At 54.9% G+C, this 21441-nt stretch carries 20 protein-coding genes and 1 tRNA gene; 3 read left to right on the top strand and 18 right to left on the bottom strand.

Features of this window, described 5'->3' with window-relative positions; translation table 11 throughout:
* From K0B01_07675 to serS, 9 genes are all read right to left on the bottom strand, one after another.
* Positions 1–796: ATP-binding protein (locus K0B01_07675; protein MBW6486007.1), on the bottom strand; the 796-nt coding region annotated here is incomplete at its 3' end.
* Between the two features lie 97 nt (positions 797–893).
* Positions 894–2204: a TIGR02584 family CRISPR-associated protein gene (locus tag K0B01_07670; protein ID MBW6486006.1), complete on the bottom strand. Its 1311-nt coding sequence runs from the start codon at positions 2202–2204 to the stop codon at positions 894–896.
* Positions 2201–3175, bottom strand: a complete 975-nt coding sequence (gene cas6 / locus K0B01_07665) for a CRISPR system precrRNA processing endoribonuclease RAMP protein Cas6 (protein ID MBW6486005.1) — start codon at positions 3173–3175, stop codon at positions 2201–2203. The genes K0B01_07670 and cas6 overlap by 4 nt, the downstream gene beginning before the upstream one ends.
* Before the next feature lie 272 nt (positions 3176–3447).
* On the bottom strand, positions 3448–3834 hold the full coding sequence (locus K0B01_07660; protein MBW6486004.1) for a hypothetical protein: 387 nt from the start codon (positions 3832–3834) through the stop codon (positions 3448–3450).
* A 148-nt stretch (positions 3835–3982) separates the two neighbouring features.
* Positions 3983–4261: a CRISPR-associated endonuclease Cas2 gene (gene cas2 / locus K0B01_07655; GenBank protein MBW6486003.1), complete on the bottom strand. Its 279-nt coding sequence runs from the start codon at positions 4259–4261 to the stop codon at positions 3983–3985.
* Positions 4262–4316: 55 nt separating this feature from the next.
* Positions 4317–4592 carry a CRISPR-associated endonuclease Cas2 gene (cas2, locus tag K0B01_07650; GenBank protein MBW6486002.1) on the bottom strand — a complete coding sequence of 92 codons (276 nt, stop codon included), beginning with the start codon at positions 4590–4592 and terminating at the stop codon, positions 4317–4319.
* On the bottom strand, positions 4589–5752 hold the full coding sequence (gene cas1, locus K0B01_07645) for a CRISPR-associated endonuclease Cas1 (protein ID MBW6486001.1): 1164 nt from the start codon (positions 5750–5752) through the stop codon (positions 4589–4591). Before cas1 ends, cas2 (K0B01_07650) begins: the two co-directional genes overlap by 4 nt.
* Positions 5753–6275: 523 nt before the next feature.
* A tRNA-Ser gene (locus K0B01_07640) sits at positions 6276–6361 on the bottom strand.
* Between the two features lie 21 nt (positions 6362–6382).
* Positions 6383–7660: a serine--tRNA ligase gene (gene serS / locus K0B01_07635; GenBank protein ID MBW6486000.1), complete on the bottom strand. Its 1278-nt coding sequence runs from the start codon at positions 7658–7660 to the stop codon at positions 6383–6385.
* A 311-nt stretch (positions 7661–7971) separates the two neighbouring features.
* Here serS and rnhA point away from each other — a divergent pair, with 311 nt between their 5' ends.
* The 3 genes from rnhA to K0B01_07620 all read left to right on the top strand — a co-directional run bounded on the left by rnhA (position 7972) and on the right by K0B01_07620 (position 11362).
* Positions 7972–8742 carry a ribonuclease HI gene (gene rnhA, locus K0B01_07630; protein MBW6485999.1) on the top strand — a complete coding sequence of 257 codons (771 nt, stop codon included), beginning with the start codon at positions 7972–7974 and terminating at the stop codon, positions 8740–8742.
* 165 nt (positions 8743–8907) lie between these two features.
* On the top strand, positions 8908–9360 hold the full coding sequence (ndk, locus tag K0B01_07625; GenBank protein ID MBW6485998.1) for a nucleoside-diphosphate kinase: 453 nt from the start codon (positions 8908–8910) through the stop codon (positions 9358–9360).
* 25 nt (positions 9361–9385) lie between these two features.
* Positions 9386–11362, top strand: a complete 1977-nt coding sequence (locus tag K0B01_07620; GenBank protein ID MBW6485997.1) for a lytic transglycosylase domain-containing protein — start codon at positions 9386–9388, stop codon at positions 11360–11362.
* A 9-nt stretch (positions 11363–11371) separates the two neighbouring features.
* Here K0B01_07620 and trxA read toward each other — a convergent pair whose 3' ends face one another.
* From trxA to purD, 9 genes are all read right to left on the bottom strand, one after another.
* Complete coding sequence (trxA, locus tag K0B01_07615) at positions 11372–11689, bottom strand: thioredoxin (protein MBW6485996.1); 318 nt, start codon at positions 11687–11689, stop codon at positions 11372–11374.
* A 237-nt stretch (positions 11690–11926) separates the two neighbouring features.
* Entirely contained in the window at positions 11927–12244 is a 318-nt protein-coding gene (locus K0B01_07610) for a zinc ribbon domain-containing protein (GenBank protein MBW6485995.1), read from the bottom strand.
* Positions 12241–14991, bottom strand: coding sequence for a TRAP transporter permease (locus tag K0B01_07605; protein MBW6485994.1), 2751 nt, complete (start codon positions 14989–14991; stop codon positions 12241–12243). The genes K0B01_07610 and K0B01_07605 overlap by 4 nt, the downstream gene beginning before the upstream one ends.
* A 12-nt stretch (positions 14992–15003) precedes the next feature.
* Positions 15004–15561 carry a DUF1850 domain-containing protein gene (locus tag K0B01_07600; protein MBW6485993.1) on the bottom strand — a complete coding sequence of 186 codons (558 nt, stop codon included), beginning with the start codon at positions 15559–15561 and terminating at the stop codon, positions 15004–15006.
* A 9-nt stretch (positions 15562–15570) separates the two neighbouring features.
* A complete protein-coding gene (locus K0B01_07595; GenBank protein ID MBW6485992.1) occupies positions 15571–16563 on the bottom strand; it encodes a TAXI family TRAP transporter solute-binding subunit in 993 nt (330 codons plus the stop codon).
* A gap of 184 nt (positions 16564–16747) precedes the next feature.
* Positions 16748–17425 (bottom strand): threonylcarbamoyl-AMP synthase, encoded by a 678-nt coding sequence (locus K0B01_07590; protein ID MBW6485991.1) that lies wholly within the window; start codon positions 17423–17425, stop codon positions 16748–16750.
* Positions 17391–17894, bottom strand: coding sequence for a 5-(carboxyamino)imidazole ribonucleotide mutase (purE, locus tag K0B01_07585; protein MBW6485990.1), 504 nt, complete (start codon positions 17892–17894; stop codon positions 17391–17393). Before purE ends, K0B01_07590 begins: the two co-directional genes overlap by 35 nt.
* 201 nt (positions 17895–18095) lie before the next feature.
* Positions 18096–19667, bottom strand: a complete 1572-nt coding sequence (gene purH / locus K0B01_07580) for a bifunctional phosphoribosylaminoimidazolecarboxamide formyltransferase/IMP cyclohydrolase (protein MBW6485989.1) — start codon at positions 19665–19667, stop codon at positions 18096–18098.
* 57 nt (positions 19668–19724) lie between these two features.
* Positions 19725–21056, bottom strand: coding sequence for a phosphoribosylamine--glycine ligase (purD, locus tag K0B01_07575; protein MBW6485988.1), 1332 nt, complete (start codon positions 21054–21056; stop codon positions 19725–19727).
* Positions 21057–21441: the final 385 nt, after the last annotated feature.

Genomic DNA, 21441 nt, shown 5'->3' with positions numbered 1-21441 from the left:
GATCATCAGGCACCTGACCTGTATCGTAAAAATAGTATTTCGGGGATTTCAAGATGGACCTCGCAATGTTTCGGTGAAAAGGGGGCACCTTGAAAACGACATAGAGCGTCTCCAGAATGTCAAGCCATCTCTTGACGGTCTTGTCCGAGCACTGAAGATCTTCCGCCAGAGAACTGTAAGATATCGGACTTCCGACTTTTTTCCTCAAAAGCTGAATCAGGGTCTCGATGGATGTTATCTGCTGGACGTTTTCGAGATCGATCAAGTCCTGCTTTAAAATGATATCAAGATGACTCCTTTTCCAGCGGTTGTAATATGTTTCGTCACCCTCCAGAAAGGGTTCGGGAAATCCGCCGATCTTTAAAAGTCTGTCAAGCTTCTCGTCGAGCCCATCAGTTCCTGAAACGTTCTTGATCTCTTTCAGATCGAGGGGATGAAGTCTGAACTGGAAAAACCTTCCCGCCAGGGAATCGCCCGCCTTCTTAAAGACGTCGAGCTTCGCGCTTCCGGTAACAACAAGCGAGGGAGGAATTTTTTCCGCGTCGTAGATACCCTTCAGCCAGGATTTCCAGTTTTTTAATTTATGAAGCTCATCAAAAATGACAAGTTCCCGGGAACGGTCCCACGATTTATCCATCAGACTGAGGCGGTGTTCGGCGTAATCATAATTTAAATAATCGAAATTATTGCTGAGCATCTTAGCCAGGGTCGTCTTGCCCGCCTGCCTTGGCCCGGTAAGCAGGACAATTTTTCTTTTGAGGTCTTTCTGAATGTATTCTTCAAGATATCTCTTCATGGCGACCATTCTATCCTTCATTCCGAAATAGTCAAGACTTTTTCGGAATGAGAAAAGGGTAGGGGCTGCTTTTCTCGCCCGGTTTGCCAACGCGCCTTCACAAAACCACCCGGATATACTCCCGATCGAGTTCGATCCCGTAGCGGGTGTGCGGTCTGGTTCCGGTTGCTGCAATCATGATCCTTGCCGCGTTGGGAGCGCCGAAACCGCGCTCCAGGTCGCGGTTGATCTTGACCCGGTAGGAGTTGAAATTCTCGGCGTTCAGATTCGTGATGCCGGTGTCGCTCATCTCGGAAACGGTGCATCCGCCGGTCGCGAGCCGGTAGAGTTCGGTGATTATCTCCTGACGATCGGCTAAGTCGTAAAACCCTATCCAGCAATCCCGGCAGTCGCGGCAGCCGGGAGAAGCGAGCGGTGGCGCCGCGTGGTAGGGTGCGGTATCCTCGGAACGTATCACGGACGCATCTTGCTTGTCAGCTCTTCTGCCATGTTGGATGGGAGAGTCGGCAATTCGCGTCTCCGCTTTTTGGGCTTCCCGTGTCTCCTCTTCCGGAAAGATCGCATCGACCGTTCGGGGGAGCGCCGAAGGGGCCAGGCGGAGGCAATCCTTCTTGAGAAGGACAAAAAAGGCGTAGAGCGCCAGACGCGCGGGCATCATGTCGAACTCGCGCCGCTGATAGACAACCTTTCCGGCGGGGATATCGATCATCAAAAGCGGCGGCTCGTCGCCGATGAGGCTCTGCATCAGCTCCGCCGGTTTTTTGGGCGTCCTGAGCAGTTCGTCGGAGATGCGTTCCCGCACCGAAACGAACGGAAGGGGAAGCAAAGTTACCTTCGCCCAGCGAGTTTCCTTGAAAAACGGCTGGTTGTTATTGTCGATCAACTGGATTAGATGCGATCGGCGGGGCGGATAGAAAAAAACGCCGCTGCCTTCGAACTCCGGGAAGACCAGCACATGGTAGATGCGATCCTGCGGTCGGCCGTAGAGCTGGGCGGCAACCATCAGGCAGGCGCTCATCGTCTTTCGGCCCCCGGCGATGGAAAAAAAGACCGCCGTTTCCGGTTCGGAGGTGAAAAAGAAGGTCAGTTCAAAGCACATCTTGAGCAGCGCCTCGTTGTCATCCTCGTCTTCAATGTCGCCGATTTCGTTTCCGCGGGCGTCTTTGACCACATGGATATTTTCGAAACCGAACTTTATTGCTCCCCGGTCGATCCCGTAATCGTCGAAATAGGCGTAGTTACGCCCGTCGGCGGGAGAAAGAAGCGACGCCGCGACGGCAGCCTTGCCCGCTCTGGTGGTGATCAGGTGGATCGCGTCCACGCGCTTTCCCTGCTGGTGGAGGGCGTAGAGCGTCTCCGTAACAACTTGCGGGCTTAAGCCGACACCGGCAAGCAGGATGTTTTTCATAGAGCCCCCTCTACGAAAGGCAGCAGCGCGATCTTTCCCAAGCCAAAGGTTGTCTGCTTTCCCAGATGGGTCTTTTCGCAGAAACGGATCAGCGGAATGAATTCGGAAAGGTCTCCGGAATAGCAAACATCCCCGCTCATTCCCCCCATCAGCATCGCCTGATCCTGACGGTTGGAGTAGCGTTTCCAGTCGAACCACTTGACAGGAGACGATTCCGTTGCGACAAGCTGCGCCCTCGCCACTAAGCCCCGGTAATCGAGGGGAGGTTCCCACGCGCCGTGGGAATTTTCCAGCGACGAGATCCGGCGGAGCATCGCTCTCACCAGAACATGAAACGGCAGCTCCGCCTTGAGATTGTTTTCAAATTTCAGCCGCAGCGGGGTTGCGAGCCGCAGGGTAATCTTTGAGGCGGGCGTCGGCGCCCCCACGGACAGCTCCTCGGCGAAGGGGCCCGCGTGGATCATTTTGCCCCCGCTTTCATAGATAACCCGCTCCCCCGCGGCCACCCGTTTGAGGTCGAAGGAGGCGCGCTTGCCGTTCACCGCTTTGCCCACCCCGATTGAGCCCATTTCCCGAAAGGCGTAGATGAAATAAGGCAGATCCTCGTTGGCCTGTCCGAACAGCAGCAGCGTGAAATTGATCTCTTCGCCTCCGGCGTATTTTGTGCGGGATTCGTCGGGCGGCTCGATAACGTAGGGATGGGGAGGGGCCGCGATGCGGTTCTTTGACGCAAAATGTGTGTCATCGGAAGGGGCTCGATCCGCAGTAAGATCCCCCGCTGGCAATTCAAATATTCTGAAATACACGCATTTTTCTTTTAGCAGGCAATCAGCGCACCCCTGGAGTTTCAGTGCGCAGACCACCTTTTTCAGGGAATGGCCGAAGATCCCGCGAAAGGTCGAGCCCTTGTATTCAGGCAGGATCGCGTCGTCGGTGAAGGCAAGAGAAAAGGTATAACGGCCGTACAGCATCGTCACGCTCCGTAAAAAACGTCACGGCGGGAAAACAGCCTGAATTCCATGTCTTCCGGAATCCCAGTGCGGTTGCGCCGGTGGATTATCATGCCGGGTAGAATACGCGATTATCTCTACATGGTAAAAAATTGCAATGTTTCCACACAAGTCTCGATTCTTCATACCACAGCCGCGCAGCCGCGACAACCTATAAAAACCGGGGGCAGAGATACATTTCTTTGTCGCGACCAGCATTCAGGGGCTCTCCCCGGCCCGCTTTGGTGGATCGATCATTTTACTTCCCCCTTTGTTTCTTCAAGCTCCTTATTTTGCTCTTCTTTTCTTTCCTTCGGCGAAACGATCGTCCCGGATATGCCGTGTTCCAAGACAATATCGGATGAAGTTTCAACGTCCTTCAGGATCAGGGCGACTTTCCAGCCCGACAAATTGCTGATGTTGTCGGGAACGTTAAAAAAGACGAGACCGGCCGTCTGGCCATCCGCGACGAGATTTCCACTTTTGAGCATCCGTGATTCATAATCCGCCTGGATTTTGTCGTTTGTGTTCGAGACGTTGATCAAACTCGGGATAATACCAACGATGCCGAATGCGACACCCCAACCGGCAGTTCTCCAATAGCTCTTTTTGGCCTTTGCAATCACCTGGTCGGTTGACATGACGGGGTTTCTGTTGCCGGTCGGATCGATGAGATTGATCCCGTCGGTACTGAAAACGATATTTTTCCCTCCATCTCCCTCACCGTCTTCATAGCATTCTTCATCTTCATTTCTCCATTTCTTTGCGTTTTCGGTTTTGCTTACAGCATCAATAAATGTAAAATTCCTGGTCGGGATCGATAAATATCCCCTGGCCGATGATCTCGACTTTTCCCGCGCATTTTTCGCAGAGCGGGAAATATTTCACGCCGTCCTTTGCAGGGACGATGACCGCCTCGACCCGGCGACGCATCTGCTCGAACACCCCACCCCGCGCGGTCACCTCGAAGATGGACTTCTGCACCCGAATGCCGTAATCCTTCATGATTTTCGCGATCCGGGCCAAGCGCTTCGGGTCGGCAATGTCGTAAGCGACGATCATGTCCATGAATTTCCCCCCTTTAAGACAATTTGTACTCAAGCTCCCGCGATCCCGACGCCTTTCAGACAATCATGTAGTCGAGCTGCGTGATTTTGATCCCCTCGCCGGAGATGATTACCCGGTTGATGCAGCGCGAGCAGATGCGGTAGATCCGCACCGAATCTGTCGCCAGGTCGAGTCGATGCTTGCAGTAAGAACGTATCCTGCGGATTGCCTCCTCATCGATATCGCACTCAAAAACCGATTTCTGCGTGCGGATTCCGTATTCCTTCAGGAATTTGCGCATGGCGTTGAGCCGCTTGGGACTTGTGATGTCGTAGGTTACCATCGTGATCATTTCAGCAGCACCGGCTGGTAAACGGCAGCCTCCCCTTCCAGAACCTTCCGGTAATGCACGGCCTGGAAGATCAGCGCATCGGCATACGTCAGGCTGCGCTCCGCAGGCGGATAAAAAAACGACGTTGTCAGCTTCTTTTCAAACGCCTCGATAACGCGCTCGAAGGCATGCGGATGGAGCTTCACCGGATAACGGTAAGGGGCGGGCGCCGAAGCCGGGACTACATGCTCATCGATCCGCTGCTCGGGGAGATCGAAACATTCGAAATTGTCGCTCCCTCCGGATATCCTCCCGATTGGGTCCCTTGTCACATCGGCAACAGGATTGTCCTCCATCTGCTGAAATTCCTCGCCCTCATTGGTGATTTCCCGATAAAAATCCTCCTCTTTGAGAATCTTCAGATTGAAGAGAGACAGGGTCAGCGTATCGACAATAATTGTCCGAAATTCCTCCATCAAATCGAGAACAAGCGAATAGCGGCCGTAATCGGGCGTGTGCAGGGCGCCTGGATAGGGGTCCAGCGCTGCGACGCGGCAGGCGGCATAGACCCTGTTCATCAAAAAGGTGTAGAGCAGGGACAGAATCGAGTTGACCGGATCGGTGGGCGGGCGGCGAATGCGCCGTGTGAACCCCATGTTTTCGATGAAACCGCGCGGAAACGCCGAAAAATAGATCGCGCTGCCGCGCCCTTCGTACCCACGGATGCTGTCGATGTTCGCTGCGTTGAGTAAGGGGGCCATCAGACTCTGGATTTCTCGGGCCCTCTGGCCGCAGAATTCATCGCTCCGCGTCCGTTTGAGACGCATCAGCACTGTGGCCATGTTGGAGAGTTTTCCTGCGACAATCGCCAGGGCCATCCTGACGCCAAAATCGTTGTCCCCCAGAAGGTCGTACTGACGTTTGTGCAAAAAGACGTTGCGGAACTCGGGCGACGCGATTCGGCCGAGATAGCGCCCGTTCTGCGTGAGAAAAACCGTGTCGATCTCGTAGCGCATCAACTGCGCCATCGCCCGGTGGGTGATCTCGACATTGCCGAAAATGACGATCTGGCTGAGTTTATAAGTGAAAAGCGTGTTGCAGGTCGCATCCCCCTTCTTGACCAGAAGATGCCGACCCTCCTTGATAATTTTCGCACCCTGTGTCTTGATGTACACGATCATGGCTTGCCTCCCGATTTGCGGCGACTATAAGACAAGGCAACGCCATCTTCAAGAACTGCAATGTTGCAGTTTCCATAATTCCATCGCCATCCAATAACGAAAGGGGCTTGTCCTTCGATTTGGCTTTTTAAACCTTCACGTCGGTTAAAGTGATGATTCGTTTCGGCAGGGCAATACCTCACTTTTGGACGCCTGCTGAATATTATGGATACTCCTTACTCTATTTCAGTGACCCATAATTGCAGGATTTTGATGAATCGCGTAGCACGCCTTTGGACAAATGACAAAAAACCCGCTATTTCTAACGGGTGAGCCAATTGCAAAACTATTTGTCATTCCCGAAAGCGGAGCTTAATGTACACAATGCTTCTATCGGGAATACGGTTTTTCAAGCAGTTAGAACCAGATTATGAACATTAAACTTCGTTTTCCCGCTTAAAATCATTGCGGGAATGACAGAATGTGAGAGTTTTGCAATTGGCTCGGGTTTTTGCACTTCTTCGGACTGTCCTGGATTATGAATTGGCGGAGGGAGCAGGATTCGAACCCGCGAACCTTTCGGTCAACGGTTTTCAAGACCGCCGCCATAGACCACTCGGCCATCCCTCCATGTATTTCTCATCTGCATAACTACTTGTTTCTGATCACTTCCACCCCGCCCATATAGGGACGAAGGGCGTCCGGCATTACGACGCTGCCGTCGGCCTGCTGGAAATTCTCCAGGATGGCAACGACCGTTCGGCCTACCGCCAAGCCGGAGCCATTCAGGGTATGCACCAGCTCCGTTTTGCCGGTTTCCGCCCGCCGGAAGCGGATGGAGGCCCGGCGCGCCTGAAAATCCTCGAAATTACTGCACGAGGATATCTCCCGATAGGCGTCCTGCCCGGGAAGCCATGCCTCTATATCATAGGTTTTCGCGGATGAAAAGCCCAGATCGCCGGTGCAAAGATTGATCACCCGATAGGGAATCTTCAGCCTCTTCAATACCTCTTCGGCGTTCAATGTCAGTTTTTCCAACTCATTGTAAGATTCCTCCGGTTTGGAAAACTTCACCAACTCGACCTTGTTGAACTGATGCTGACGGATCAGCCCCCGCGTATCCTTGCCGTACGAGCCGGCCTCCGCGCGAAAGCAGGGGGTATAGGCCACATAGCAAAGCGGCAATTCCGCCTCGCCGAGAATATCGCCCCGGTGGATATTGGTGACGGGAACCTCCGCCGTCGGAATCAAAAAATAGTCAAGCCCCTCCAGCTTGAAGAGATCCTCCTCAAACTTGGGGAGCTGGCCGGTGCCGGTCATGCTTTCGCGGTTGACGATGAAGGGGGGCAGCATCTCGGTATAGCCATGCTCCTGCGTATGGAGATCGAGCATGAAATTGATCAGCGCCCGCTCCAGCCTTGCCCCCGGCCCCCGGTACAGGGTAAAGCGCGCCCCGGTCAGCTTTGCCCCTACGGCAAAATCGAGGATCTTCAGCTCCTCCCCGATCTCCCAGTGCGGACGCGGCGCAAAAGAAAATTGCGGCTTCTCGCCCCAGAGGCGGACGACCGGGTTGTCATCGGCGTCCTTCCCGCAAACAACCGATTCGTGCGGGATATTCGGGATGGTCATGACGATCCGGTCGAGATCCTCGTCCGTTTTTTTGAGGTCGTCATCGAGGGCCTTGATCCGCGCCGAAACATCCCCCATCCGGGCGATTATTTCGGTTGCGTCCTCGCCTTTTTTCTTCTTTTCGCCAACCTGCCGGGAGACGGCATTGCGTTCGCTGCGAAGCTGCTCCACCTCTTGCAGCAGTTCCCGCCGGCGGTTATCCAGGAGGGAGAACCGCTCAAAGTTCATCCCCTGTCCCCGCTCGCGCATCTTGGCGGCAACAATATCCATATTTTGTCTGAGGTATTTTATGTCCAGCATGCCCCCACCTTTCCCTTTGCAAGAGGAGGTTCTCCTATCACCTCGAACAGTTGAAGTCAATCGTTTAATAGCCGCTCCGGCGGTGGCGAGGATGGATTCCATGATCGGGAGGCTTGTTTTTTTGCGAACAGTTCTGGAAAAATATGGAGGATTGTATTAAGGGGAGGCAAGGGACAATGAAATCTGCATGACAGAGCCCGTCGCAAAGGGTAACGACAATGGCGGGGCGACCCCATCCCCACCCTTGCCCTCCCCTTGAATGGCAGGGAATATGAATGCAATGTTTTCAATAAGTTGAGGTGCATTTTCGAGTGAAAAAGAAGTACTATGCCGTTGTTCGTGGTTTTTGCCCCGGCATTTATAACTCATGGTATGGCCTCGGCGGGGCGGAGGAGCAGGTACGGGGATATGCAAACGCCCTTTTCCAGGGATTCGGCAGCCGGGAAGAAGCGGAAGTATGGCAAAAAAAGGGGACGCCAGCCAGGCGAACGGAAGCGGCTGGAGCCGCAAAACCTGTCGTGACAGGTAAAGGCAGGCGAACGGAAACAGCGGATACGAGCACTGCGCCTGAAATTGTTGCCCCGGTTAAGGCGTCGGCGCAGAAAATCATCATTTACACCGATGGCGGGTGCAAGCGGAATCCGGGACCGGGCGGATACGGGGCGGTGGTAATGGACGGAAGCAACCGCAGGGAACTGGCGCAGGGATTTCGGCTGACGACGAACAACCGCATGGAGCTTATGGCCTGCATCGCCGCGTTGCAATCACTGACCGGTTCAGCCGCCGTTGTTCTCCACAGCGATTCTCAGTATGTGGTAAAAGGGATCGAAAAGGGTTGGGCAAAAAGGTGGCGGGCGAAAGGCTGGATGCGCACCAAAGAGGAGGCGGCTGTCAACGCCGATCTCTGGGCGGTGCTGCTGGAGCTCTGCGATCGCCATCGGGTGCAGTTTGTCTGGGTGCGCGGCCATGCCGGAACAAGGGAAAATGAGCGTTGCGACAGGTTGGCGACTCAAGCCGCCCTGGGCCGGGATCTGCTTGAAGACGCAGGTTATCTCTGCCCGGGGCAACGGCCTCAGGAATAATTGTCAACCGCAGGCAATTGCCTGGTTCATCTATCCCGGCGCGGAGACCCTGAATTTCTCTGCAAAGGCTATTGATTGTGATTCCCGTGAAAACGGGAACGACGACTTTTGGCGAGAGTAACAAGGTTTGATGTAATTTTTCACAATAAAAACTGGAGGTTAAAAATGGAACGTTCTTTAGTATTGGTAAAACCGGATGGCGTGCAGCGCGGTCTTACAGGCGAGGTCATCAGCCGCCTGGAAAGACGCGGGCTGCTGCTTGCGGGCGCAAAATTCATGCAGGTAAGCCGGGAACTTGCCGAGGAGCATTATGCCATTCACAAGGGAAAGCCCTTTTATGAGGGACTGATCGCCTATATAACTGCGTCGCCGGTCATGGCGATGGTCTGGGAAGGGCCGAACGCGATTGCCGCAATCCGGCAGACGATGGGGGCCACCCGTCCTATAGAGGCGGCGCCGGGGACGATCCGCCACGACTTTGCGCTGGAGGTCGGCCGCAATCTTACCCACGCCTCCGACAGCCCGGAAAACGGCGCAACGGAGGCGGCTTTGTGGTTTAAAAAAGACGAACTTGTTTCCTGGCGCCGCGCCGTGGATCCATGGATATTTGAAAAGTAAAGTTCCTGAAATTAAGGATATTTCAATGGCAACAGCGCGACGGGCACTAATAGCGGCTATTTTTATTTTGCTGCCGCTCGCAGCCTTGGCGGCGGGAGAGACAAGCGGCGATGAAGCTGTTGTGGCGGCTTACCGGGCCTTTTTGGCCCGCGATGAGGCCACTGTGTTCAGTCAGGTTGAACAAACAAAACACCACGTTCTTACCGCCTATGTCCGCTACTGGTCAATCAGTCTGCGCCTTAAAGATGTGGACCCTGCGGAAGTCAATGCCTTTCTGGACAAATACGCAGGAACCGTGCTCGCCGAGCGGTTTCGGCAGGAGTGGCTGCATGAACTGGGCAAGCAAGGCCGGTGGGAGCAGTTCCGACTGCAATTCCCGCTTTTGCCGAGGGCCGATTCCGAAAACAAATGCTACGCCCTCCAGGAAAGTCTGCGGCGGCAGGGGATAGACAATCGCCTTGCTGCTGACTTCAAAGGCTTCTGGAATGCCCCGCGCTCCTTGCCGGAGGGATGCCTACCGGTCGCCGCGGCATTGGTCAACGCCTGCCGCCTCTTTGCCCCGGACATCAAGGCGCGGCTGCGGCTGCTGCTAATGGAGAATCTTGTTTCAGCCGCGCGGCGTACCAGGGAGCTTTCGTCCGCAGATGATCTGCCGGGCGCAAAACAGATCGAGGAGGTTTTTCGATCCCCGGCCTCTTTTTTGGCGCAGGATGAAGCAATTCTCCAAACTGCGAAAGGTGCGGAACTCGCCTTTATTGCCCTTTTGTCTCTGGCCCGCAGCGACTTGCCGCGTGCGGCAAAATTGCTGGAAGGCAAGCTAAAAACAATCCTTTCCCTGCAGGATCAGCAGCGCTTATGGACGTATCTCGCAACCAGAGGCGCCCGCAGTCACCTTCCGGAATCACTGGAGTGGTTCAAAAAGGGCGAGAAGGAAGCGCTTGCCGGGGAACAGCTTGTCTGGCGAGCGCGCATCGCGCTAAGACAGGAAAACTGGCCTGAGGTAAAAACCGCGATAGAAGGCATGACCGCCCCGCTGCGCAACGAATCGGCCTGGACTTACTGGCTGGGGCGGTCGCTTGGCATGACTGGAAACAACGACGCAAGCCGGGAGCTTTTCAAGAAGATTTCCGGTCGTTATGATTTCTATGGACTGTTGGCCGCCGAGGAGTTGGGAATTCCGTTGCCGATTCCCGCCCAGGCGGCAGAGTCAACCAAGGAAGAGCTATCCCGGGTTGCAGGGCGCCCCGCCCTTCAGCGGGCGCTTGCCCTCTACCGGCTCAATTTACGAACGGAGGCAGCCCGGGAGTGGCGGTGGGGTTTGCGTTCGCTGAGCGACCGACAACTACTGGCGGCGGCGGAACTGGCAAGAATGAACGGCGTTTGGGATCGCTCCGCCAACACGGCGGAGTTGGCAGCTTCCGAACAAAACTTTTTACTGCGCTATCCAACGCCGTACAAAGACATCCTCATAAAGAATGCCCGCAACTGCAATCTCGACGAGTCGGTAGTGCTGGGGCTTGTGCGCCAGGAAAGCCTCTTTGCTGCCGAGGCCCGGTCGTCAGCCGGGGCAAGGGGGCTGATGCAGTTGATGCCGGAGACAGCGCGGATCACCGCCCGCAAAATCGGCATGGCTGGGTTCAATAACGCGATGTTGACAAGGCCGGAGGTAAATATCGAATTGGGGACGGCCTATCTGCGCGACATACTGAAACGGTTTTCCGCAAATTATGCGTTTGCCGCGGCCGCTTACAACGCCGGACCACGCCGCGCCGAGAAGTGGCGAAGCGCCAAACCGCTGGAAGGCGTGATCTATGTCGAATCAATCCCGTTTACGGAAACGCGCCTTTACGTAAAGAAGGTTCTGGCCAACGCCGTTTACTACTCGGCCCTTTATGGGAGCAAACAGCGGTCTCTCAAGCAGCTTCTTGGCACAATCGCAGGCAGCGCCGGGAAGAACGAGGCTTCTGCACCGAACCAGGGCGAGCAGGGTTATGATTACTGATAGGGAGTTTTACATTTGTTCGTCGAGCATGGCCTTGATTTTCGCCTCCGGAACGGCGCCGATGACCTGATTTGCCTTTTCGCCGCCCTTGAAAACCATCAAGGTAGGAATGCTGCGGATGCCGTATTTGATCGCGGTTTCCGGCGCCTGGTCAACGTTGATCTTGCAGAAGCCGGCCTTTCCCGCATATTCTTCAGCCAGTTTTTCGACAACGGGGGAAATCTTCTTGCAGGGACCGCACCAGGGCGCCCAGAAATCAACAAGCGTCGGCAGTTCTGCCTTGATAACCACATCTTGAAAATTGTTATCTGTGACCTCGTGAACCATCAGTCTTTGACCTCCTTTTGCCGAAAAATAATCCTTTGAGCCAATTGCAAAACTCCCCATTCTTGTCGTTCCCGCAACGATTCTGAGCGGTAATCTGGTTCTAACTGCTTGAAAAACCATATTCCCGATAAAGACATTATGGACATTAAGCTGCGCTTTCGGGAATGACAAATGGTTTTGCAATTTCCTCCTTTGTTTCGGTTTTACACTGCGAACCGCAGTGTTGGTTCATCCCCCTCAGGAAGAATGACAGGGCGCAGAAAAGGACGATAACGCCCCCGCTGCACTGCCGCTTCCTGAACAGGAAAAAGCCGACAACTGGATATCCGTTTTTTTATGCCCGCAATCAGGGCAGACAGCGTGATCCCTGTCATCGCTGCGCATGCACAGATATTCGAAGATCTTCCCGCATTTTCTGCATTTAAACTCGTGTATCGGCACTGCCTTCACCTCCTGAACATTGTGCAAAACAACCTTGAAGCCGTTCTTTTTCTTGCTGCGATTATATGGACGGACTTCTTCTCTGTCAAGCGAGCAGCCTTTCCGGTCCTTCAAACAGCCGCAGTCTTTACCTTTCTTTTGCGAAAGGTCTGCAACAGGAAAACCGCCAGCAGGACAAAGAAGCCGATAAAATCGGTCTTTGTTTCCGGCACGATCAGAAAGGCAGCGGCGATTCCGGTAAGAATCCTTTCCCAAACCGTAGAGATCGTCCGGAAATAGCCGATCATCGTTGCACCTAACGCCATGATTCCCAGGATGGCGGTAATCATGACCTGGGCAAACAGCCAATAATCAAACGGCGTTTTTCCATCGATTATGGTCGGATGCCAGAGGATGATCGGCGCGGAAACAAAGACATAGGGTATCAAAAAACCGGCAGACGAGAGGCGAAAGGCGGTGAGTCCCGTCCGGAAAGGATCGGCCCCGGAGACCCCCGAGGCGGCGTAGGCGGCCAGCGCCACCGGCGGCGTTACGTCGGCCAGCACGGCGAAATAGAGAACGAACATGTGAGATACCAGCGGATGGATTCCCCACTGCATCAAAGCCGGCGCGGCAATCATCGATGCCACAATGTACTGGGCGGTCGTCGGTATTCCCATCCCGAGGATGAAGCAGGCGATCATCGTGTAGAAAAGGGTAAAGAAAAGGATCAGCCCCTTGCCGGTGATCAGGTGGAAAATATCGAGCTGGGCGATGCCTCCCACCGTCGCCTGGGCAAGGTTGATAACGGTGGCAGCGAATTTGAGGCCGAGGCCGGTCAGCGTTGTTCCCCCGACTATGAAACCAACACAGGCTACTGCGGCGCCAATGGAAATGGCGTTTTTTGTTCCCCATTCCAGGGCGCTTAAGATGTCCGGCAGGCGCATTTTGCTTTCCTTGTAGGAAATGCCGACGAGAATAACCAGGATGTTAGCCCAGAAAGAGCATAAATACGGATTCATTCCCGACAGAAAGCCCGCCGCCAGCAACAGGGAAATTACAACGGATGCGCTCAGGGCGATGCGGTCGCCGCGGCGCAATGCCAGTGCCGCCCCCAGGATGAAGACGCCAATCCAGAGCAGCGCCTGAGTCATATTGAGCAGCGGATTGACTTCAAAGAGGATGGCCGGCAGCGACAGAACAATCGGCAGTAAGAAGGATGAAGTGCGCTTATGGATCTGACCCATCGAAACCGAGAGGATGATCCCCCAGTAGGCGGCAAGAAAAGGACTTCTCCCGGAGATCAGCAGATAGACGATAATCAAAAGGGGAACGACCAAAAGACCGCGCTCTTTCAGAACAGTGGAAACCCGGGGGAGCATCTCCCGCGGCAGACCGGTCAAGCCGTATTTAAGGGCTTCAAGGTGAACCATCCAGCCGACCGCCAGATAGTAAAGAAAGGCAGGGATGACGGCGGCGGCGGCGATTTTTATGTAGGGGATCCCCAGAAAATCAGCCATGATAAAGGCAGCAGCGCCCATAACCGGCGGCATCAGTTGTCCGCCGGTGGAGGAGGTTGCCTCCACGGCGCCGGCGAAAACAGGTCGATACCCCACCTTTTTCATCAGCGGGATTGTAAAGGAGCCGGTTGTCACCGTATTGGCGACGGAACTGCCGCTGATGGAGCCGAACATTCCGCTGGAGACCACGGCCACCTTGGCCGGCCCCCCCGGACTGCCCCCGGCGATTGCCATCGCCAGGTCCATGAAGAGCTGTCCCAGCCCCGTCCGGGAGATGAAAAGTCCAAAAAGGACAAAATGAAAGACGAAGGTGGCAACGACGCCCAGGGGAATGCCATAGATTCCCTCTGTGCCGAGATACATATAGTCGATAATGCGGGAAACGGGATAGCCGCGATGCGCGAACAGCGAAAGCCCCGGGATATTAAGGAAATAAGGCCCCAGATAGCAGTTTATCAAGACCAGGGTGGCGATGATCGGCAGCGGCGCCCCGATGCTCCTTCTGGCCCCTTCGAGAACAAAGAGAATGGCAACTGCCCCGATCAGGAGATCAGTCGGCACGGGGCTTCCCGCCCTCATGCCGATGTTGTTGAATTCCAGAAAAATGTAAATGGAAACAAAGGCGGACAGCATGGCGAAAAAGACGTCGAAATAGGGAATATTGTTTTGATTGTAGCAAAAGGTGCGTCTTTTGACAATGCCGGCAAGCGCATTTAGCCACTGCAACACAAAAAGCAGGATCAGGCTCAGAAACATTCCCAAAAGCAGGACGCCCCAAAAAATCAGGGAGGGGTTGAGATCATTAAACCAGCTCAGGAAATGGAGATCGGAAAACTGAAGGTAGGCGCCATAAAACACCGCCAGCAGCATTGCCGTAAAAATGGGGAAATCGATGGAGGCGGCGATTTTTTCAGACAGGAACTCCCGGCGTTTAAAATAAAGAATCATGGCGAATGACAAAAGCGCCGTCCCCCAGGAAGCGGCGGGAACGAGGTGGAAAAGCTCCCTGCTCATAACGGTAATAAAGCCGCTGCCGATGGCCGCGTAGATGATGTCGTAAATAACTATTTTCCTTCCCTCTGACTTGCCTTTCCTCATCGTATATAGAAAAAAGACGAGCGGCAGCACAAAGGCAAGATGGAAGGTGCGGTGACGCCACTCCTGAAGAACGCCAAAGCCGGCTGTGTAGATGTGGAACAACGAGAGGATGATCGTCATCGCGTACATGATTTTCAAGGTCGCGCCGGAAAGTCTCCGGAAACGGAGTTCCGGGTCGTACTTGGCAACCTCGTCTATCTCATCGATAACGTCGGCTTTTAAGGGGTCGGGATTCGCTGCTTCTTTTTTGGGCGCGTCATTCATAGCGGCTCCTCTTTATAATGGGGTAAACACCAGCACTTTTTTGCAGGCAAATTCAAACAATGAGGCTTTTTGGATACTGAGGCGCAGCAAGGAATCACCTGCCAGAGAGGGAAGATTGATATTGTCCCCGGCGAATTCCAGGGTGTTTTCGTATTTTTTGTTAACCCAAAAATCGACATGGGGAAGAACTCTCCTCATGTTGGCAATGCGGTAGTTATTTCCTGCGCGCGATAATATTTCCCCTTCGCCCAGGATGGCGGGCAACCCCGTATTGGACGAGCCAAACACCGTTTCATCGAGCACCAGACGGTATCGGTCGTCAACCAGATAGCCATCCCAGATACTGCACAACTCAACCGAATGCTTATACCTGAGGGAAAATTTATCTTTTGCCAGTACGCGCCGAACGAGCAATGCTTTCCCTGTTCGCTGGTTTTCGATCTGGAGAAAATGCAGCGGATAGAACCCCGCGGCGACCAGCATTGCGATCACAAACAGTGTCAGAATACCGTTTTTTACAACTAAAACCGGACGCCGCAACAGGGGCGCCCGGTTTGTTAGCGAAGCCATCGGCGCTGCTTATTTGATGAGGTTCTTTTCCCTGTAGTATTTTGCCGCACCTGGATGCAACGGAATCGCCATCCCGCTGAGTGCGGTTTTGAGCTGCACCTCCTTGCCCTTGGCATGCACCTTGGCCATGACATCCGCGCCGCTCAAGTTGTCCTTGCTTTTCTCCCACAGAGCCTTTGTCAATTTATACACCGTCTCTTCGGGCACTTGCTCGTCCACAACCCACTGGGCCATGGTGGTGATAGTGGGCACGTCCGCCGCCATTCCCTTGTAGGTGCCTTTGGGGAGAACCACCTTGCTGTAGAACGGATACAGCTTCGTGAGTTCGTTGATCGAGTTTTCGTCAATGGCCACGAGCACGATATTCGTTGACATGGCAAGTTCCGTGATCGCGGCGGTCGGCCAGCCGGCGGTTATGAAGGTTACGTCGGCCTGTTTGTCCTGAAGACGCTGCGCTGCGCCGGAGAAACCAAGCCAGTCAACGCCGGCGAAGTCCTTGTAGGTAAGCCCCATCCCCTTGATAACGTTCAGCGTATCGACCTCGGTACCACTTCCCCTGTCGCCGGGGATCAGTTTTTTACCCTTGATGTCCTTGATGGTCTTGATCCCGGAGTCACCCCGGGCCACGATCTGGATCGTTTCCGGGTAAAGCGAGGCGATGCCCCGGAGATTCTTCACGGGCTTGCCTGCGAACTGGTCTTGGCCGTTGTAGGCGCTGAAGGCCACGTTGTTCTGCACAAAGGCCGATTCAATCTGGTGGTCTTTGATGAGATTGCAGTTCGCGACGGAGGCGTTGCCTGCCTGCCCGGTCGCCACTATTTCCGGAACCCTGTCCGTCAGGGCCTGGGCCAGAAGCCCTCCGAGTGGATAGTAGGTGCCGCCGGTTCCCCCGGTCGAGATGGCAAAGAACTTCTTGTCAACAGCGCCAGCCTGTCCCGCAAACAAAACTGCCGCTGTCAATATGAACGCCGCAACGATGAGAAGATATCCTTTTCTGTTCATGACATTTTCCTCCTTAATTAGTTTATGCAGGCCGCGACTTGCGATTAGGTCTGCGCCATCCACGAAATACAACAAGCTTTTTTGATAATGACCCGGTTAAATGCTGCCAGAAAAACACAGCCGCGCCCAAAACGCGGCAAACATTAAAATGTTTTCAATTTGTTGTCAATCAAATTTGCCATCCTCAAAAATGCCCACCGGTTTGTTGAAAGATAAGATTTCCCGAAACCGCCCCTTCCCGGAGGATCCGAAAGGGAAAGACGGTGACATCGAGGATGGTTGAGCCTGCTCCACCAGGGGTTGCACCGCCCTCAATAATCAAATCGGGAAGGGCGCCGAGGGAGCTTTCCACCCCGGCGGCGGTGTCCTGCTCCGCTTCGCCTGAGCGGTTGGCACTGGTTGCGGTAAGAGGGGCGCCGAGTTCCCGGGCAAGCATGGCGGCGATTGGGTGACTGGAGATCCGGATTCCAATCTTCCCGGTTCCGGCGGTCAGGCGGGGGGAAACAGCGGGCGCTGCCCCAAAAACCATGGTGAGCGGACCGGGCCAGAATCGCTTCATCAATATTTTCGCCCCGTTCGGTATTTCCGCCACGAGGGGAAGCAGATCATTTTCTGCTGCAACTATAACCGCAAGGGGATTGTTGAAGGCCCGCCCCTTGATGTTGAATATTTTCTCAACCGCGTTTTCATTGTTTGCCGCCGCACCCAGGGCGTAGAAGGTCTCCGTCGGGTAGGCGACGACGCCGCCATCCCTTAACACGGCAACGGCCTCCGCCAGTTTTTCCTGGTCTGGATTTCGGGGATCGATCGCAAGTATGGCCATCTTCTCACTTTTGTAGATGGAGCTGTTTTTTCTCGACATCCTCGGCCATCTTGCCGATGTAGGCGTCAAGCTGCGCGGCAAGGCCGGGATTTTCGAGGGCGAGGATGCGGATGGCCAGCAGGGCGGCGTTTTTTGCCCCGGCCTTGCCGATCGCCATGGTTGCCACAGGAATGCCGCCGGGCATCTGAACGGTGGCCAAAAGCGCGTCAAGACCGTGGAGCGAGGTGGCATCGATCGGCACTCCGATCACCGGCAGCGGGGTCTGCGCCGCAATTACCCCCGCGAGATGAGCGGCAGCTCCCGCGCCGACAATGATTGCCTTTATCCCCCGTCCAGCGGCGGCGCGGGCAAACTGCGTCGTTCGCTCCGGCGTCCGGTGCGCCGAGGTGAGAAAAAGCTCATAAGGAACGGCGAAGGACTCCAGAATCTTTGCCGCTTCTTCCATTATGGGAAGATCGGAATCGCTTCCCATAACCACGCTGACCAGCAAAGCTGCTTTTTTTGGCATATTTTCACCTCAAAACGACGTTTAATGTTGAGCCAATTGCAAAACTCCCGACTCTGTCATTCCCGCGACGCTTCTGGGCGGGAAAACGAAGTTTAATGTTCATAATCCAGTTTTTAACTATTTGAAATCATGGATGCCCGACAAGAGCATTGTGTACATTAAGCTCCGTTTTCGGGGATGACGAAACGTTTTGCCATTACCTCAATGTTTGAAATGCCTCATGCCGGTAAACAGCATGGCTATGTTGTGCTCGTCTGCCGCCTTGATCGCCTCTTCATCCTTCAGCGAGCCTCCCGGCTGGACGATCGCGGTTATTCCCGCCCGGGCGGCGATGTCTATCCCGTCGCGGAAGGGAAAAAAGGCGTCCGAGCCGACCACGCAGCCGGAAGTGGGGATGACCGCCTTCATGATCGCCAGCTTGACCGAATCAACCCGGCTGGTTTGACCGGCGCCGAATCCGACAAGCTGATCGCTGGTTGTAAAGACAATCGCGTTGGATTTCACGTGTTTGACGATCCGCCAGGCAAAATCGAGCGCCTGGTATTCCATTTCAGTAGGGCTGCGGCGAGTGGCGACGCGGGCCTTTTTGATGTCATATTCAGCGCTGTCCCTTTCCTGCACCAGCAATCCGCCCATCACCCGTCTAAAATCATGGCCGGCGGTGCGCCGGTCGCACGCGGCTGGTATTTCCAGAACCCGGACATTCTGCCGGGTTCCCAGAATTTCTGTCGCGTCGGAGGAAAAGGCGGGGGCAATAATCACCTCAAAAAAGGTTTTAATCAACTCTTGGGCTGTTTTGGCATCCACCGGACGGTTCAGGGCGACGATGCCGCCAAAGGCGGAGACGGGATCGCCCGCAAGCGCCTTCTGAAAGGCCACAGTCATGTCCCCATCCGAAGTCGCGGCGCCGCAGGGATTGGCGTGTTTGACGATCACCGCCCCTGGGAGCGAAAAATCGGAGACGACCTGCCAGGCGGCGTCGCTGTCCATGATGTTGTTGTAGGAGAGTTCCTTTCCCTGGAGCTGGCGGGCGTTGGAAAGCGCGGAGAGGCTGGGATTGTTCTCCCGGTAGAAGGCCGCTTTCTGATGAGGATTTTCCCCGTAGCGGAGCTCCTGCGCCTTGGCAAACTGAAACGTGAAGGTGTCGGGAAAATCCTTTTTCTCCTCTTCGCCGGCGGCAAGCAGTCCGAGATAATTGGAAATTGCCCCGTCATAGCGCGCGGTAAGCTGAAAGGTTTTTTTGGCCAGTTCGAAGTTGGTTGCCGCCGAGATGCTGCCCCCCGTTTCTCGCAGCGCGGCGATAATTTTCGGGTAATCGGCCGGATCGGTGACAACGCTCACGAAGCGGTAGTTTTTGGAAGCGGCGCGCAGCATCGTCGGCCCGCCGATATCGATGTTTTCGATCGCCTCCTGAAGTGTGCAGCCCGCCCGGGCTACTGTGTCCTCAAAGCGGTAGAGGTTGATGACAACCATGTCGATCAGGCCGATTCCGTGCTTTTTCAGAGCTTCCAGATGCCCCGCGTTGTCCCTCAGCGCCAGCAGGCCGCCGTGGATTTTCGGGTGCAGGGTTTTGAGCCGGCCGTCCATCATTTCCGGGAACCCGGTGTAATCCGAGACATCGATAACGGCAATCCCGCCGTTGCGCAATTGCGCGGCGGTGCCGCCGGTAGAGAGTATCTCGACGCCGAATTCCTGAAGGCCCCTGGCGAATTCGACGATCCCCGTTTTGTCCGTAACGCTGATCAGCGCCCGTTTTATCTGATTTTGTTGCATCATAACCTCCCGTGCAGATTGCCGAAACGGCAGTTGCGGCCACCCTGGCCCTGTATCTTAAAATACGTTTTTCAGTTTTTTCATGTGCTCGATGCGTTTCTGAATGAGCTCTGCGCCGCCGATGTCCGGGCGGTGATCAACCGGCCCCCGGATCGCCTGGACGGCGCCCTCCGCAATTCTTTCCGCGGCGGCAATGTCGGCGGCGATTCCGACCACCCCGATCGCCCGTGACGACGTCATGTAGAGCCCATCAGGTTTTTGGTCAACGGAGGAGTAGTACAGCCTTGCCCCGCTTGTGTCGCCGATTTCGATCCGGGCAGCTCGGGACGCATCGCCCGAACCGGGTTCCGCCAGACCGTAACCTTGCGGAACGACATATTTGCAGACCGTAGCCTGGCCTGCGAATTTTACGTCGAGACCCTCGAGCCTGCCGGTTATAATCGCCTCGCAGATCTCGATGAAATCGGTTTGCAGAAGCGGGAGGATGTTCATCGCCTCGGGATCGCCGAAACGGGCGTTGTATTCGATAAGCCGCACCCCGGCGCTGGTTGTCATGAACCCGCCGTAGAGCACCCCTTTGTAGGGCGCTCCCGTTTCTATCCTCAGCGCCTCGGCCACCTTGCGGGTGATCGCAAGACCATCGGCGACGGCCTCGGCATCAAGAAACGGCAGGAGATGGTCGGCGCCGGAGTAGGAGCCCATTCCCCCGGTGTTCGGGCCGCGATCCCCGACAAACCGCCGCTTATGATCTTGCACCGGCGGAGTCGCGACGACCGTCCAGCCATCGCACAGACATTGCAGGGAAAACTCCTCCCCCTCTAGCTTTTCCTCAATGGTAACGCCTGGATGTGCGGCGATGATTTCACGGCAGAACTTGATTGCCTCCGCCTTTTCCTGAAAATGATCCCCCTGAACCAGCACCCCCTTGCCCCCGGTGAGGCCGTCCGGTTTGAGGACAACCTCTGCGAGCTCGTTGAGAAATTCCGGAATTCCGTCCATTGTCGTGAAATTCCGGAAGCGGGGATTGCCGGCGATGCCGTATTTCGCCAGCAGATTTCGCGTAAAAGACTTTGAGGTTTCCAGCCGGGCCAGAGAGCTGGTCGGCCCGACGGCGGGAATTCCCTTTGCCGCAAGCGCGTCCACCACGCCGTTGCCGAGCGGCTCTTCCGGACCGACGAAGGCGAAATCGGCTTTGCACTCTCCAGCGAACGCCGTTATCGCCTGCGGATCGTCATAGCGACCCAGATGAATTTTTTCCGACAGGGATGCTATCCCGGGGTTGTTTGCCTTCATAAAAGAGTAAAGGCAAGGGGACTGTTGCGAGCGCATGATCGCCTCCGCGAGCGCGTGTTCTCTTGCCCCGTTGCCGATGAGAAGGACTCTGGTCATAGGGTAATCTCCTTTTATTGCTCCAGCACTGAACAATCGAAAAACGCCTTTTTTCGCTACCTTTTGCGACGCCTTCAGGTTGAAAGGCACAAGTCTCCTGCGGTACATAACGGAAAAAGGGCTGTTAGTCAAATTAATCTGCTTCCAAGAGTTGACCAGCGACAGGATTGACAAAATTTCATCTATCATGATACCGTAGTACAAAATTGAGCGATAGAGGAAATGCCCTGCAATCGTTAACAGTATCGCCAAAATATCAGGCAGTTATGCCAAAAAATACCGGGGAGGCATTGAACATCCATCCGGGCCGAAAAATGCAGATTTTAAAGATATCGGCAATGTTGGATATTTCCCAAAGAAATACTGATTTATTCAGAGGTTATTG

The organism is Syntrophobacterales bacterium (genome assembly GCA_019429105.1).
Classification (GTDB): domain Bacteria; phylum Desulfobacterota; class Syntrophia; order Syntrophales; family UBA5619; genus DYTH01.
The sequence above is the reverse complement of the archived record's forward strand: the minus strand, read 5'-3'. Positions and strand labels throughout refer to the sequence as shown.

What these genes read in the sequence shown, in the direction of transcription:
- K0B01_07620 (MBW6485997.1), top strand. Translation starts at nt 9,386, where the DNA reads ATGGCAACAGCGCGACGGGCACTAATAGCGGCTATTTTTATTTTGCTG.
- cas2 (MBW6486003.1), bottom strand. Translation starts at nt 4,261, where the DNA reads ATGGACATGATCGTCGCTTACGACATTGCCGACCCGAAGCGCTTGGCC.
- purE (MBW6485990.1), bottom strand. Translation starts at nt 17,894, where the DNA reads ATGCCAAAAAAAGCAGCTTTGCTGGTCAGCGTGGTTATGGGAAGCGAT.
- cas1 (MBW6486001.1), bottom strand. Translation starts at nt 5,752, where the DNA reads ATGATCGTGTACATCAAGACACAGGGTGCGAAAATTATCAAGGAGGGT.
- trxA (MBW6485996.1), bottom strand. Translation starts at nt 11,689, where the DNA reads ATGGTTCACGAGGTCACAGATAACAATTTTCAAGATGTGGTTATCAAG.
- cas6 (MBW6486005.1), bottom strand. Translation starts at nt 3,175, where the DNA reads ATGCTGTACGGCCGTTATACCTTTTCTCTTGCCTTCACCGACGACGCG.
- K0B01_07590 (MBW6485991.1), bottom strand. Translation starts at nt 17,425, where the DNA reads ATGTCGAGAAAAAACAGCTCCATCTACAAAAGTGAGAAGATGGCCATA.
- ndk (MBW6485998.1), top strand. Translation starts at nt 8,908, where the DNA reads ATGGAACGTTCTTTAGTATTGGTAAAACCGGATGGCGTGCAGCGCGGT.
- K0B01_07595 (MBW6485992.1), bottom strand. Translation starts at nt 16,563, where the DNA reads ATGAACAGAAAAGGATATCTTCTCATCGTTGCGGCGTTCATATTGACA.
- purD (MBW6485988.1), bottom strand. Translation starts at nt 21,056, where the DNA reads ATGACCAGAGTCCTTCTCATCGGCAACGGGGCAAGAGAACACGCGCTC.
- K0B01_07600 (MBW6485993.1), bottom strand. Translation starts at nt 15,561, where the DNA reads ATGGCTTCGCTAACAAACCGGGCGCCCCTGTTGCGGCGTCCGGTTTTA.
- purH (MBW6485989.1), bottom strand. Translation starts at nt 19,667, where the DNA reads ATGCAACAAAATCAGATAAAACGGGCGCTGATCAGCGTTACGGACAAA.
- cas2 (MBW6486002.1), bottom strand. Translation starts at nt 4,592, where the DNA reads ATGATCACGATGGTAACCTACGACATCACAAGTCCCAAGCGGCTCAAC.
- serS (MBW6486000.1), bottom strand. Translation starts at nt 7,660, where the DNA reads ATGCTGGACATAAAATACCTCAGACAAAATATGGATATTGTTGCCGCC.
- K0B01_07670 (MBW6486006.1), bottom strand. Translation starts at nt 2,204, where the DNA reads ATGAAAAACATCCTGCTTGCCGGTGTCGGCTTAAGCCCGCAAGTTGTT.
- K0B01_07660 (MBW6486004.1), bottom strand. Translation starts at nt 3,834, where the DNA reads ATGTCAACCGACCAGGTGATTGCAAAGGCCAAAAAGAGCTATTGGAGA.
- K0B01_07605 (MBW6485994.1), bottom strand. Translation starts at nt 14,991, where the DNA reads ATGAATGACGCGCCCAAAAAAGAAGCAGCGAATCCCGACCCCTTAAAA.